The 14501-nt window shown below is 63.7% G+C and carries 11 protein-coding genes; 3 read left to right on the forward strand and 8 right to left on the reverse strand.

Features of this window, described 5'->3' with window-relative positions; all coding sequences use genetic code 11:
* Nucleotides 1-23: 23 nt before the first annotated feature.
* Together AC1DJW_RS18585 and AC1DJW_RS18590 are read right to left on the reverse strand one after the other, a co-directional pair.
* A complete protein-coding gene (locus AC1DJW_RS18585; RefSeq protein ID WP_476902125.1) occupies nucleotides 24-1697 on the reverse strand; it encodes a hydantoinase B/oxoprolinase family protein in 1674 nt (557 codons plus the stop codon).
* Between the two features lie 10 nt (nucleotides 1698-1707).
* The gene (locus AC1DJW_RS18590) at nucleotides 1708-3759 is read right to left on the reverse strand and encodes a hydantoinase/oxoprolinase family protein (protein WP_390280633.1); all 2052 of its coding nucleotides are present in this window, start codon (nucleotides 3757-3759) and stop codon (nucleotides 1708-1710) included.
* A 484-nt stretch (nucleotides 3760-4243) separates the two neighbouring features.
* On the opposite strand from AC1DJW_RS18590, the gene AC1DJW_RS18595 reads away from it, so the two are divergent.
* The 3 genes from AC1DJW_RS18595 to AC1DJW_RS18605 are packed head-to-tail and all read left to right on the forward strand — an operon-like array spanning nucleotide 4244 to nucleotide 7412.
* Nucleotides 4244-5596, forward strand: a complete 1353-nt coding sequence (locus tag AC1DJW_RS18595; RefSeq protein WP_284755829.1) for an MFS transporter — start codon at nucleotides 4244-4246, stop codon at nucleotides 5594-5596.
* Nucleotides 5593-6417 carry an aspartate/glutamate racemase family protein gene (locus tag AC1DJW_RS18600; RefSeq protein ID WP_390280630.1) on the forward strand — a complete coding sequence of 275 codons (825 nt, stop codon included), beginning with the start codon at nucleotides 5593-5595 and terminating at the stop codon, nucleotides 6415-6417. Before AC1DJW_RS18595 ends, AC1DJW_RS18600 begins: the two co-directional genes overlap by 4 nt.
* Complete coding sequence (locus AC1DJW_RS18605) at nucleotides 6414-7412, forward strand: zinc-dependent alcohol dehydrogenase family protein (RefSeq protein WP_476902126.1); 999 nt, start codon at nucleotides 6414-6416, stop codon at nucleotides 7410-7412. Before AC1DJW_RS18600 ends, AC1DJW_RS18605 begins: the two co-directional genes overlap by 4 nt.
* A gap of 85 nt (nucleotides 7413-7497) precedes the next feature.
* Here AC1DJW_RS18605 and AC1DJW_RS18610 read toward each other — a convergent pair whose 3' ends face one another.
* The 6 genes from AC1DJW_RS18610 to AC1DJW_RS18635 all read right to left on the reverse strand — a co-directional run bounded on the left by AC1DJW_RS18610 (nucleotide 7498) and on the right by AC1DJW_RS18635 (nucleotide 14496).
* Nucleotides 7498-9000: a helix-turn-helix domain-containing protein gene (locus tag AC1DJW_RS18610; protein ID WP_476902127.1), complete on the reverse strand. Its 1503-nt coding sequence runs from the start codon at nucleotides 8998-9000 to the stop codon at nucleotides 7498-7500.
* Nucleotides 8993-10075, reverse strand: coding sequence for a DUF917 domain-containing protein (locus tag AC1DJW_RS18615; protein ID WP_459341345.1), 1083 nt, complete (start codon nucleotides 10073-10075; stop codon nucleotides 8993-8995). The genes AC1DJW_RS18610 and AC1DJW_RS18615 overlap by 8 nt, the downstream gene beginning before the upstream one ends.
* Nucleotides 10072-11268 carry a hydantoinase/oxoprolinase N-terminal domain-containing protein gene (locus tag AC1DJW_RS18620; RefSeq protein ID WP_476902128.1) on the reverse strand — a complete coding sequence of 399 codons (1197 nt, stop codon included), beginning with the start codon at nucleotides 11266-11268 and terminating at the stop codon, nucleotides 10072-10074. The genes AC1DJW_RS18615 and AC1DJW_RS18620 overlap by 4 nt, the downstream gene beginning before the upstream one ends.
* A gap of 173 nt (nucleotides 11269-11441) precedes the next feature.
* Complete coding sequence (locus AC1DJW_RS18625) at nucleotides 11442-12497, reverse strand: SIS domain-containing protein (RefSeq protein WP_390280622.1); 1056 nt, start codon at nucleotides 12495-12497, stop codon at nucleotides 11442-11444.
* Nucleotides 12494-13273, reverse strand: a complete 780-nt coding sequence (locus AC1DJW_RS18630) for an ATP-binding cassette domain-containing protein (protein ID WP_476902129.1) — start codon at nucleotides 13271-13273, stop codon at nucleotides 12494-12496. Before AC1DJW_RS18630 ends, AC1DJW_RS18625 begins: the two co-directional genes overlap by 4 nt.
* Nucleotides 13270-14496, reverse strand: coding sequence for an alanine racemase (locus AC1DJW_RS18635; protein WP_476902130.1), 1227 nt, complete (start codon nucleotides 14494-14496; stop codon nucleotides 13270-13272). Before AC1DJW_RS18635 ends, AC1DJW_RS18630 begins: the two co-directional genes overlap by 4 nt.
* Nucleotides 14497-14501 lie beyond the last annotated feature (5 nt).

Genomic DNA, 14501 nt, shown 5'->3' on the forward strand with positions numbered 1-14501 from the left:
GGGAACCCATCAGCTGGCGGTGCTTAGTAGCCGTAGTGCGCCTTGGCGAAGTCCTCGGTGATAAAACCGTTGACGATGTCATAGGTGATGTCCTCGCGGGAGCGCTTGGAGACGTCTCCGAAGCCGCCGCCCCCTCCCACGGCGAGGCGGACGACATCGCCGGCCTTGACCTTGCGGGCGTTCGCCTTCAGCGTGCGGACCTCATCAGTGCGGCCGGGGTTAATCACAACCTCCGGGCCCTGGGCGTCTGATCCGCCGAAGAGCCCCCAGGCGGGGGTCTTCGACCGTTCGAACCAGAGCCCGACCACGCAGTCGGCCAGGAATTCGTACTCGCGCACCACGCCGTTGCCGCCGCGGTACTGCCCGGGACCTCCGGAGTTGGGGCGGATGGAGTACTCGTTGATCCGGAATGGGTAGCGGGTTTCCAGCATCTCGATGGGCAGGTCCTTGAGAGAGCCGTTGACGTTATTGATCATGGCTGATTCACCATCCGTGCCCTGCCAGGCACCCCAGCCGCCCAGGGTTGCTTCCATGGTGACGAAGTTCCGGCCGAAGCGGGTGTCGAAACCGGCGGCGGTGATGATCATTGAGTCACCGTGGCTGGCGCTGGCGACGCGTTCCGGCATGGCAGGAGCCATCGCTTTAGAGACGAGGTCGATCAGCAGCCCAAGGTGGGAGAAGTACCACTGGCACGGGGCCGGCGTTACGGCCCCGAGCACTGAGCCGGACCGCACCTGCGTGGTCATTGGCCGGAAGGAACCGCCGTTGGAGTTGGACTCAGGGCTGACAAGGAGTTTGTAGCCAACGCGCAGTGCCGAGACGGCCTGGGCAGCACCACAGTTGACCGGACCCAGGGTCTGGTCCGCCGATCCGGTGACGTCGAAGTCAACGGTGTCGCCGGCTACAGTGATCCGCAGCTTGATCGGAATGGGAGTGTCCAAATTGATGCCGTCGTTGTCCAGGAAGCCCTCGGCTTCGTAGACCCCGTCCGGGATGTTGCTGACGGTCGCACGCTCAATTTCCTCCGTTTGGCGGAAGATCTCATCCCGGGCGGCATCCAGCTGCTCCATCCCGTACCTGCCCACGAGCTCCTTCATCCGGGTGGTCCCCATCCGGAGGGCTGCGATCATCGCATGCATGTCACCAATGGTCTGGTAGGGGAAGCGCACGTTGGTCCGGATCAGGTCCACAACCGAAGTCTCGACTCCGGCTTCGACCAGCTTGACCGGCCCCATTCTGAAGCCTTCCTGGAAGATATCTGTCGAGTCCATCGAGCCGCCCACATCTTTGGACCCCATGTCCATCCAGTGCGCACGGGTGGCGGCGAATCCGACCACCGCGCCTTCGTCGAAGATCGGAGCAAAAAGGGTCACATCATTCAGGTGGGTGCCGCCCAGGTATGAGTCGTTGAGGATCCAAATGTCCCCTTCCTGCCAGACCGCGCGGCCGTACATCTCCTCCACAGCGATGGAACAGGTTTCGAGGTTGCCGAGGAAGAGCGGCAGGCCGGCGGACTGCCCGAGCACGCGGTGTTCGGTGTCCAGCAGGGCCACAACGCAGTCCCCGCCCTCGTAGAGGATGGGTGAGTAAGCGGAACGGATCAGTGTGGCGTTCATGTCATCCGCGGCGCTGGTGAGCGCGTTGCGGATGATTTCCACGGTGACGGGATCCAGGGTTTTGACTGCTGCAATTGTCATTTTTGGTACCTCAGTTTCCTTCGACGTCTTCAGAGCGGATAACCAGTGAGCCGAACTCGTCGACCTTGACACTGAACCCGGGGGGAACCACGGTGGTGGCGGTCTGCTCCACGATGATGGCTGGTCCTTCGAATGTGTGCCCGGCACCGAGGTCGTCCCGGCGGACCACGATGGTGTCCTGCTCGACGTGGTCAAAGACCACCCGGCGTATTTCGTGCTTGAACTCCGGGCCCCGTGCGGTTACGTAACTGGGAGCTTCCAGCCGTCCCAGGTCGCCGACGGCCTGCGTGCGCAGCGTGACGATTTCGATCGGGGCGCCGAGGTTGGAGTGGCCGTAGCGCTCGTGGTACATCGCGGAGAAGCGGACAGCGAGGTTCGCGACGAAGTCCGGAGATTCGGGTTCGTCAGCGGAGGTCAGGGGAACGTTCAGGGAGAACTCCTGCGATTGATAGCGGACGTCCACGGACGCCGTCGTGGCGCGGCTTTCCTCCGGGACCCCTTCCGAGACCAGCGACGACAGGCCTTCTACTTCCATCGAGCGCAGGATGCCGGCCATATCTGCCACATCGATGTCTTCGTCGAGGTAGAAGTACGGTTCGGAAAAGTCCTTGCGGATGTTGGTCTGCAGCATGCCCCAGGCCGAGAAAGCGCCGGGGAAGCGGGGAACGACCGTTTCCGGGATGCCAAGTTCCTTCGCGAGGAAGACGGCGTGCATGGGTCCGGCTCCGCCGAAGGCCACGAGGGCGAAGTCGCGGGGTTCGATGCCGCGGGAGATGGTGATGGTCCGGATGGCCTGGGCCATCTGCGAGTTGGCGACGTCGCAGATGCCTTCGGCCATGGCGATGGGGTCAAGGCCGAGCTGGTCACCGACTGTCTTCAGGGCTGTGATCGCGGCCTCGCGGTTCAAGGCCACCTGTCCGCCGGCGAACCAGTCGGGGTCGACTCGGCCGAGCACCAGGTTGGCGTCGGTAACGGTGGGTTCCGTCCCGCCGCGGCCGTAGCAGGCCGGTCCAGGGTTGGCTCCTGCGGAACGCGGTCCCACCCGGAGGCCGCCGGCTTCGAGCCAAGCGACGGAGCCGCCGCCAGCGCCGACGGTGTGGATGTTCACGACGCTCATGAGCATCGGCAGACCTTCAAGGTGGGCTTCCGTGGAGACATCCGGCTTGCCGTCGACCACCAAGGAAACGTCAAAGGATGTGCCGCCCATGTCCACACCGATGAGGTTGCGGTTTCCCGAGACACCTGCCAGTTCGACATCGCCCATGGCACCGCCGACGGGGCCGGAAAGCAGTGTCTGCAGCGGGCGCTTACGGGCGGACTCTGCGGTAAGAACGCCGCCGGAGGACTGCATAATGTGCAGCGGGGCTTCCACTCCCCGGTCAGCGAGTTTCTCTTCCAAGTCCAAGAGGTAGTTGCGTACGACCGGACCCGTGTAGGCCTCGACGACGGCGGAGGACGTGCGCTCGTATTCGCGCCATTCCTTCGCTGCTTCGTGCGAGAGGGAGACCGTGAACTCTTCGCCGAGTTCCTCGATCAAGATTTCGCGGGCCCGGAGCTCGTGCGAGGGGTTCTTGTAGCTGAACAAGAACGCAACGGCGACGGCGCCGTAGCCCTCCTCCACTGCCCGGCGCGCTGCTTGGCGGACTGCCAGTTCGTCCAAAGGCCGGAGTTCCTGGCCTTGACTGTCCAGCCTGCCACCGACGCCGATGACGTCCTTGCGATCGACCAGCGGGGCAGGCTTGCGGTATTGAGCATTGTAGAGCTCAAGACGCGGGCCGCGGGCGATGTGATAGGTATCTTCGATGCCGGCCGTTGCCAGCAGTAGCACGGGAACCCCACGACGTTCCAGGAACGCATTCAGGCCCTGGGTGGTGCCGTGGACCAGGAAATCGATGTCCGATAGATCATTAACTATCGATTCGAGGCCTGCGATGACTCCGGCACTCAGGTTCCCCGGCGTGGTGGACGCTTTCGTAGCCGCGTAGGTTCCGGCGTCCTGATCGTACGCCACAATGTCGGTAAAGGTTCCGCCGATATCCATCGACACCCTGTAGTTCGGCACGTATATCTCCTCATGGTCTTGGGATGGAACTTTGTGTGTGGGACATCACGGTACATACGGGGCCGAGCAAGATGGTGGGCATACTGCATGATTGGGCTACGGCTGGACGGGCAGAGTGCATAACAGGGTTGTGCGGGCACCAGAGCTGACGAGGCCGGTGGCCTGAAGCGGCACGAGCCATTCCGGCCGGGGCAGGCGCAAGTGCTGGAACGAACGGTGACCGGCGCCCCAGAGGGTGCGCGTTTAGAGGGGCAGTGCTTTACGCCCAAACGCTCGAATCAAAAAAGTGCAAAGTGAACACTTTCTGAGCACTCCCCGCTTGTAGTGTGAGTGCAATCACTCGGCGGGAGGCCAGGAAGAGCTACCCCGAGTGGAGGCTTTGGTGAGCTGCTCCGAGGTGAATTCCCTAATATCCGGACTGTTCTCCGTGCCCAGAAACACTGCGTGTACTTCTTATCCTGTCCAAAATATCGGAGGTCAAGACATGTCCAGCATCGACCCACTCATTTCAGGGCAAGCGCCCGGGACGGCGAGCCCGCCTCGCTCCATGGCCGTCGGGCACGCGTTCCGCGACATGCCTTTCGGGTCCATCCACTTTAAAATCTGCGCCGTTCTATTCTTCGCTTTCGCAATCGAAGCCTGGGAAATGCTCATGCTCACCTACGTTGCTGGTGATCTGGCTACCAGCCTGCAGGTCGGCACGACGCAGGTAGGAATCGCCATCTCGGCGCTCTTCCTGGGCATGATCCCCGGGTCACTAGTTTGGGGGCCCATCTCTGACCGGATCGGTAGGAAGGCCACGTGTGCATGGAGCTTCGCCGGTTATGGCGTCTTCACGCTCCTGAGTTGCTTCGCACCGAACTTTGAGACCCTCTCGGTGGCTCGTTTCCTCTCCGGGCTGTTGTTCTCCGGCGTCTTCACTGTGACTTTCCCCTATTTTGAAGAACTGCTCCCGGTCAAGGCCCGCGGAAAGGCAACGGTCTATCTGGCCGCAGGGTGGCCGATTGGTATCCTGGCCGCCCTCGGCACCGCTGCTCTGATCGGAGGGCACGGCTGGCGCTGGGTCATTGCTGTTAGCGCACTTGCCAGCCTCTGGGGCATCGTTCTGTACAAGATCGTTCCGGAATCCCCGTACTGGCTCGCGAGGCGGGGGCGGAACGAAGAGGCGCACGATGTCCTCGACCATCTGGGAGCCCGCGGCATCTCCCGTGGCACCATTTTCACCGTCTCGGAGGGCAAGAAGCAGTCCATCTGGGGCCTTTTCAAGGGGAGGATGGGCCGGGTCACGGTCATTCAAGTCCTCATAAACTTCACCTTCTCTTGGGGCTACTGGGGACTTCAATCGTGGATGCCAACATTGCTTGAAGGGCGGGGACTGAGCGCCTCATCAAGCTTTGCCTTCATTGCCCTGAGCGCGGTCCTCATGATCCCCGGATACATGACGGCCTCCTACCTGACCGGACGCTTTGGCCGCAAATGGATATTCACGATCTACGTCCTCGCCGCGGCTGGCGGCGGCTTCTTCTTCGCGACAGCCTCAACCGAGACCGAAATGTATCTCGGCATGTTCTCCCTGGCCTTCTTCGCTCTGGGAGCCTGGGGTGTCTGGGACACGTGGATGGGCGAGCTCTATCCCTCAGCCCTTCGTGGCTCAGGCTACGGGTTCGGGATTTTCGGTCAGCGCGTCGCGAATACGGTCGCACCGAGTCTTGTCGGGTTCCTCCTAGCCTCCGCCACCGGAGCCACCTCGACAATTCTGTTCATCAACATGTTCTTGTTTGTCACAGTCATCCTTGGCCTGTTCTTGCCCGAAACCGAAGGAAGTGAATTGGAATGATCACCCCCACCGACAATCTCCACGATCTCTCGGAGAACGCCCGAATCCTGTGGATCAACCCGCTCTACACCGATGCGTACAACCGAGCGATGGCGGATTCCTTCCGCCAGATAGTCCGTCCCGGCACCGAAGTTGATGTCGTTTCCCTTGACGGAGAGGGCCCCTCACACGTCGAGTACAACGCTTTCGAGGCACTCATGCTTCCATCGCTGTTGCGAACGGTGCGGTGGGCGGAAGAAGAAGGCTATGACGCCGCCGTCATCGGCTGTTTTTACGACCCCGCGCTGCGGGCGGCACGCGAAATCACCGATCGCATGGTGGTTGTGGGCCCGGCGCACTCGGCGCTGAGCATCGCCGGAAGTCTGGGCGAGCGATTCTCCATCCTCGTCGGACGGAAAAAGTGGATTCCGGAGATGGCCGAGAACGTCCATCGTTGCGGCGCGTCAGACCGTCTTGCCTCATGGCGCGTGCTCGAGATGGGCGTCGATGACTTCCAGGAGGACCCGGCACTCACGGAACAGCGGATCATGACCGAAGCCCGCAAAGCCGTGGAGCAGGACGGCGCCGACGTCGTCATCCTCGGCTGCACGGCCGAATTCGGATTCTTCCGAACGGTTCAAGAGGAAATCGGCGTACCCGTGATCGACGCGACTGTGGCCCCGCTCAAACACGCCGAGCAGCTCGTCGACTCGGTTCGTCGGTTCGGTTGGACGCACAGCAAGCGCCTGGGCTACGACGGGCCCACGGCCCAAGAACGCCAGCGGTTCTTCCCGGCCCTCGAGCCAAAGCACATGGTGTCAATGACCACGGTGTCCTCGTGAACAGGCCGGAATCCGCGGTTGTCTTCCGCAAATTAGGCGGCCCCGATGTGCTGGCCGTCGAAGCTGCTTCTCCACGTCCAGTCGCCGAAAACGATGTCCGGATCAACGTCGCAGCATTCGCACTCAACCGGGCAGATCTAATGTTCATCCACGGAGAGCACTACACCATCCCGGTGTTCCCCTCGCGCATTGGTTCCGAGGCAGTTGGCACCGTCACCGAGATCGGCGCGAACGTCACCGCCTTCAGCATCGGCGACCGCGTTACGAGCATTCCATTCTTCACCACAACCGACGGCGTGCAGGCAACAACAGCCGTCCTCCCGGCAGACTACCTAACCCTTGCTCCACCGGAACTTTCGGACGCCCAAGCCTGCTCTGTGTGGATGCAATATCTCACTTCTTACTTCGCTTTCGCAGAAGTAGCCAACCTCGGATCCGAAGACACAGTGCTCGTGACGGCCGCCGCCAGTTCAGCCGGGTTTGGGGCCATCGAGATCGCACGCGCACTTGGGGCGAAGGTGGTCGCGACGACACGGTCGGAGAAGAAGCGATCGCTCCTCCTTGAGGCCGGCGCAAACGAAGTGGCCCTCCTAGGAGTCGACGACCTGGGCGAAGTCATCGACCGCACCACCGATGGCAAAGGCGTGCGGGTCGCTTTCGATCCTGTCGGAGGAGAGTCCCTCGGCACCTACGTCGATCACCTCGCACCCAACGCCGTCATCTTCGGCTACGGAACGCTGAGCGATTTGCAGCCCGTCATCCCTATGGCCGCAATGTGCAGGACTCAATCGGTTTTCCACCCGTACTCAATGTTCAACCACGTCGGACGGGCCGATGAGCGGCGGCGAGGTGTCGACTTCATCCTCGAGCGGATTAGCTCCGGGGCCCTGCGGCCCAGAGTCGACCGGGTCTTTGCTTTCGACCAAGTGCTTGATGCTTACCGCTACATGGAGTCGAACGAACAGTCAGGGAAGATTGTCGTCGAAATAAGTTAGCCCGGACGCGCCTGGCTCCGTGTCCGTGTCCGTGGAACAGTCCGCGGGCACGGACCGGGGTCGAGCTCAGGCATGGACCGCGCCGTCACGTACTGCTGACGGATGAAGACGCGCGCTGCAGCACTTTGGCGATGAGGTGGACGGACAGCAGCTCAGAGGGAATATCAAGCGGGACACCGAGTTCCCTCGCCCGGTTAAGCCGGGCCTGCAGGGTGTTCCGGTGCAGGTTGAGGGTTTTCGCAGCGAGGCTGACTGAGCCGCGGTGATCGAGGAAGACGGCCACTGCGGTAATGATTACGTCGCGGTCAGGGGAGGTCATCAGCCGCGGCAGTGATAGTTCTGCCACGAGCGCGACGGCGGCCATGTCGACGAAGGTCGTGGCCGCGACCACCCCGAGGCTGGCGAAGCCTAGAACCGTGCCGGGTCCCGTTGACCGGGCGGATTCAGCGGACAGCCGCGCCTCACGCACGATCAACGCCAGCGCTGGGACATCCTCCTGCCATCGGGACAGTCCCGCCACCAGGCCAAGCTCGGCAAGAGCCGGCCCCAGACGTGTCCTGATCCGGGTTTCGAGCTGGGTGGAGGCGTCCTCCTCCCCGGCCGGTACGAGCGTCAGCCAACCGCCTTGAACCTCCGCCAAGGGGCTGCGTACTGTGACCTTGCGCCAGAGCAGGCGCAACACGGCCGTCAGCTCGGGCCGATGGTCTTGCACCTGCCCGCTGCGGAACCACACGGCCACGTACGGCTCCACTTCGCGCCAGCCCAACTGCTTCAGCAGATGTCGGTGCTTTTCCTCGAACTCCGCGCCTGACGCGGCAGGGTCCTGATCCAACCCGGCGATAGCTGCTGTGGGAACGGCCCGGGCAGTGCTGAGTAGGTCCTCCAACAGCCAGGCAGCCTTCACAGAGGGGGTGGCTACTTCAAGGATTGAGCGGACCAGCCGCAGGTTGTGAACGCCGGAAGTGGGCACGCGGGCCGTGAGGGTGAAGCGGACGGCACTATTGGCCTCGCCGACTTCCACGGTGATGACTTCGTCAGTCTCCCGTGGAGGCATTCCGGCGGAGGCCAGAACAACGCCGTCGTGTTCCAGCGAAACTCCGGATCCGTCCAGTTCCCTGGAAATGGTCTTGAGGACATCACCGAGTGTGGTGTCCTTTGCGACTGTCCGGGCAACCCTGGCCAGTTCCGCATCGACCACTGACAGGGCCGCTCCGATCTCGGCCGCCAGCGCCAAGGCGAGCGCTGCAGGTTCCCCATCAGTGGCCAGCAGCGTGATGCCCAACCGCTCTGCCAGTCCGACCGCCGCGCTTGCATAGGCGCTGCCGGCCACGACGACGGCGCTGGCCCGCCGCTCCCAGGCGTGTCGCAGCGCCGCTGACACAAGCCAACCCCCTGATCCCATCTCTGAGGTGAGGACCACCACGGTATTGGGCCGCACCTGCCGGATTGCTTCAAGCTGGGAGACGAGAACAACACTTTCTATCAGCCCGCTGGATGGAGTGAGATATAGCGGAGTGGTGCCACGGAGGGAACCGTGCGCCAATAGCCCGGCGACATCGAGGCGGGTTTCATTTTTCGATCTACGCATGTCTCCGCCTTGGGTGCACGATCGGAATGCCGAAGGCCTTTGGCTCGGTGAGATCCAACCCCGCCTCCGTGTACCACTGCGCCGCTGCCGTGATCTTCATTATGTCGATGACGTCGCCCACCTGGACGTCGTCGATGTTGACCACCGTGCCGTGCTCGGAATTGAGTAGCGTCACCATGTCCGGGACGGCTGCTGTCACCGCACCATCCACGAGGACCAGCAGGATCTCATTCTGGATTTCAAGACGGACGATGCGTCCGGTGGTTTCGTCTTCGAGCGTTACGCTGGACGGCTGCGCCGGCAGGCCGAGGTCGGTGGGCCGGGAGAGGCTTTCGATGTGGCTCACGCGGGCCCGGGCGATGCGTGTCGCGCCGAGGAGATCGGCGAGCAGCAACAGCTTTCTCTCAACCGATGTGCTCGCGTCGAGGATTTGCCCGATCCGGATCATCCGGCTGATGGAGCCATGGACGCCATGCTCCTTCAGCTGTTGCGCGGAACACGGATACATGGCTGTGGCTGCCCAGCCGCCGAGTTCGGTCACCAGTGCACGCACCAGCGTTTCGGCCCGCTGCGGGCTTTCGACCTCAACCACCGCCCGTTCCCCGGTTACCCCCATGAGCGCGATAGGGCCGATTGCCACGTTTCCAATGTTCAGAGTTGTCTGGCTGATCAAGGGGAAAACACGGCCCATGGGGTCGGAATCGATGACAGGCAGCGAGGACTGCAGCCCAACCATAAGGGGGACGATTCCGTTGATGTTGGCGGCGGCGAGCGAATAGATCGCCCGCACCGACCGGCCGAGACTCGCCTCGATGGCACGGATGCAGCCAAGGAACTCATCGCCCACGGGAGGCATGTCGGCGATGAAAAGGCCTTGCGTTACCATTCCGACCGCCACCACCAGATCGTCGGGAGCAAGCTCATCGACGGTGATGAGCTCCAACGACCGGTCCTCCATCGCCCGTTGAATCATCTCGGCGTAGATGTAGATGGCCGTCGGGTCGATGGTGCAGGTCAGGAAGTGGGCCCCGGTGCGGAGGTTACGGATGTCCTCGGTAGTGAGTATGGTGCTCATGGGTTGGTTCCCCGCACGGCAGCGGGCAGCACGTGTTCCTCGTTGGCGGACGTTTCTCCTGCCGCTTGGACCCGGATTCTAACGATTCCGGGATTGCCGTAGGGCATGGCGTAGACGTTCGATTCAAGGATGCGGGTTTGCCCGGGGCTGGCGCCTAACTGGACCGCCGCTGAGTGGGCGTCCTCTTCGGCGAGGTTCTGTACGCGTTTCAGGTCAACCCGGCCGCTGACGGTCTCGAGTCTGTCGATCCACGCCGTCAGCGGCGCCGCTGCAGACCCTACCAGTGCGGCGTCCTGCACCGCTGGCAGAGTGGGCACCAGCCCGAAGGGCAGCGCACTCTCCGGCCGCTCGCGGAGGTCGGCAATCACGGACGGGATGTCGGGGCGAACCGGGTGGTGGACGGTGTACGGCTCGAGAATGGCGGCGTTGCTGGCGAGGCTTGCGTCGAATCCTTGGCGAATGAGGCTTCTGGAGACAGGCAGCCCTCCGCGGGTGTGGCCCACGGTGGCCCCAGCCTCCATGCAGAGAATGACTTCCCCGTTGGGGATTCCCGCCAGTGTGGCCGCGCCAAGGATTGCCATCGCGGGCTCGGCGTGCAACCCGTGCACAGGAGCCAACGCCAACCGTGATAGAGGCGCGCGGCCGCCGTCGTTCTTTGCAAACGACAATTGGGTGGCCGGGAACTGCCGCCGGCCTGCCTCCGTAAGCATTGCAGCCAGCTCTTCCCCCGTCTCCATCAGGGCGCTGTTTAGGATGGCCGTGTAGTCGCGGTCCCGGAAAACACTGGAATAGAAATCACTGGAAATACTGATCCGCATATCTCTATCGTTGCTTAGGATGGCATCGGCTATACGCGTTTCATGGTTCCTTGACGCGGTCGAACCGACGGAAGTGATCGCCACGTTCCGTGCGTCACCGGCAAGGATGCCGGGGAGATCGGCCAGGAACGCCTCCAGGTCCAACCGTGCCAGAGGCCGTCCCCGCAGGTCGTGACCCCCGCGGACATGCACGGTCCGGGTCACTGCAGGCTCAACAAGGGGTGGCGGCACGGTCATGTGGAAGGCGTCCGCGGGCGGACGGGGCGAAATGCGGATGGCGACAACGTCGGCCAGTTTCCGCTCCACCAAGACCCGTCCGACGTCGGCTGTGATCTCCGTGATGCCTGGCCCGAACTCCCGACGGAGCCCTGACATGGACAATTCCAAGGCTTCCGACAAACTGCCCGCGTGCACCTCCCGAATGGCTGAAACTACAGTCCGCCCGTTCAGCACAACGGTCCGGCAGCTGGTTCCCTGCAGCCGCAGTCCTACTCTCATTGTTCAGCTTCCTGCCTTCCCTGGACATCGCGGCCGTCATCCCGGAACCGTTAGTGGGTCTTGGTGACTTTGGCGAGACCGACTGGACTGTCTGGGTCGAGTCCGCGGCGTAGTGCCAGTTCCAGGGCCAGTCTCTGCAGCGGGAGAATGTCGACGAGCGGCGACAGTTCGGTCGACACCGTGGCGCTCGGCACCTGGACCTGGGCGGCCGCGATTGTCCGGCCGCCCAGCTCAGCAACGAGCCCGCCAAGGCGGGTGGCCGCTTCGGCGAAGGAGATGACGGAGTCGCGGCCTGCGTCGCCGCGCGTCAACGCGATGATGCCCGCACCAGGCACGACTTGCCCGAGCGGGCCGTGGGTCGCATCGGCGGCGCTCCAGCCCGAGGCTGCGATCGCATTCGTCTCCATGAGCTTGAGGGCACCCTCCTTCGCGGTGGCCATCCCGTAGCCTCGGCCGACGATGAGGATGCGTTCGCGGCCCTCGAACGCATCGACCAGCTCGTCGAGCGGCTGACCGAGGACTGCGATCGCCTCCTCCGCTGTCGCACGGACGCGAGTTCCGATGTCGTCCCAATCGAGGCCGGCGACGCGGAACACCACGAGTGCGATGGCCAAGAGCTCCGCGGTGTATGTCTTGGTCGCGGCAACCGAGAGTTCCGGCCCTGCCGCGAGCGGAATATGAACGCGCCCGAGTGCGGCGAGGGCGCTCCGGGAATCGTTGGTGATCGCGACGATGGGCACGCCCGCTTCGGCAATGGATTCGGCGGTCGCGAGGAGGTCCGGGGACTGGCCCGATTGGGATACGGCGATGGCGACAGTCGAGGGGTAGCGGAGGCTCGTGTCGAACGCGGTCACCGTTGCCGGGGTCGCCAGCATGGCCGGGATGTGAAGAAGGTTGTGGACGAGGTATTGGCCGTACATCGCGGCATGGTCGCTTGACCCTCGTGCCACGAAGACGAGCAATTCTGGTTGGGTTTCACGGATCAGGTCGGCGGCGGCGTCGATGGCGGCCCGCTGGTCATCAAGCAGGTCGATCCAGCGGCTGGGCTGCTCGGCGATTTCCGCCCGCATTAGTGCCCCGGGCCCGTCGATGATCGCCGCGCTCACGAGGCGAGCCCCGTGATCATCGAGATCAGCTCATTGTGGGACGTGTCGGCGACGCGCCGGGTTCCCACCTGTGTCCCACGTCGGAGGACGGTAACCCGGTCGGCGATGCGGAAGACCTGCTCCATGTTGTGGCTGACGACGAGTACGGCGGCGCCGCGCTCCTTGAGTTTGAGGATGGTCTCCTCGACCTTCGCGGTCTCGGCCACCCCCAAGGCCGCCGTCGGTTCATCCATGAGCACAAGGCTGCTGGCCCAATGGGTGGCGCGAGCGATGGCTATACCCTGTCGTTGGCCGCCCGAAAGGTCGCTGAGCGTCGATTTCGCAGAGGGGATGCGCACATCCAGCTCGTCGACGAGCGCCTGCGTGCGCGTTGCCATCCCCTTGCGATCGAGCGTGCCGAACGGCGGCTTGCGCAGTTCGCGGCCGAGGAACAGGTTCATGTACACCGGCTGGAGGTCGACGAGTGCGAGATCCTGGTAGACGACCTCGACCCCCTTCGTGCGCGCATCGGAGGCGTCGCGAAAGATGGTTCGTTCCCCGTTCAACCAGATCTCCCCGTCGGTGGGCTGGTAGAGGCCGGAGATGATCTTGACGAGCGTCGATTTGCCGGCGCCGTTGTCGCCGACAAGCGCGACGATCTCGCCTGGCTCGATCTCGAGGTCGAACCGCTTGATGGCGACGATGCCGCCGAAGTGCTTGCTGATGCCGTCGAGCCGTAGCGGCTTGACCGTTCCGTCGTCGGGTTTCGGCGTGGATGTGGGGTCTGCGATGATCATGCTGTCCTCCTGGGTGCAGCGAGTGTGTCGGAGATGGTGAGGGGTGCTGAGCCGTCGGAAGACCAGATACCGGCGACCGTCGGCGTTCCGGTGGAGAGGCCCGCAATGCCGGCGGTGAGGGCGCGGGTGACGAACACTTGGGGGCGGAACCCGAACAGCACGGTGTCGCCTGGTTGTGCGCGGTGGTCGCCGAGAGGAACGGTGGCGTAATAGTCGATCGCGTCGGCTGCCGGCATGTCCACCCGCAGCTCAGGCGCGGTGACCGCGTTGGTATCCGGCGCCACAAGGAGCGCTGTTGTCGTCGAGCCACCGAGCACCGGATCGACGTAGAGGCCACCGCCGAAGACGTAGGCGTCGCCGTTCCAGAGGTGGGAGACCTCGGAGACATAGGCGATGGCGGGTTCCTCCACGAGATCCTGCACCGCGTGGGTCGGAGTGGTGCCCGTTAGGCCGTGGCCCGGTTCCACCTGGGTGGCTCCGGCCTCGGCGAGCGTTGCCAGGATGGAAACGGAGGTCGTTCCTGGCGCGTTCACCTGCACATCCCGGCGGCCCGCTCGTTCCAGTTCCCGCAACGCCGTGGTGAGCGTGGCGAGGTTCGGAGTGGAACGTGCGGCACCCGTTGTGGCGTCAAAGAGCGTTGCGGGGAAAGTGGTGATGCCAGCGAACCGAACGCCCCCAATGGCGTCGATCCGGTCGGCAGCGCCCACGACGTCTGTGGCGTCGAACCCGCCCTCGTGTCCGCGATAGAACCGATCGCCCGGGGCCTGGATACGCAACAGTACGTCTTGGACCCGGCCGTGCGCCATAGCGGCAGCGCCGGCCTCAGCCGCCTTCGTTTCCGAGAAAACCGTCCAGTAGAGCGGTTCGAGCGCGGCCGCCTCGGCGGCGCGATGCTTGGGAATCTGGACGAGGTGCCCCAGATGACCGGTCCGGAGGCCGCCGGTCGCAGCGGCGATCGCGCACTCGAGGTCCACCCCGACCGCCTTGTCGATGCCGCCGGCGGCGATTGCCCGGGAGGCGTCCGGGTTGCGCCCGATCTGTTTCGTCATAGCGAACGGGGTCAGGGAGAGTCGGCTGGCTTCGGCCGAGATGGCTGCCGCGTTTCGGGTCACTGCGTCGAGGTCGATCACATAGGTGTTGGCCGGGATCTGACCGTTCTGGTGGAACCGGGCGGCCGCTTGCAGGAGCGCCGGGTTGCGGCGGCGAAGGAGGTCTAAGAACATCGGTG

Source organism: Arthrobacter sp. 05L417 (assembly GCF_056397865.1).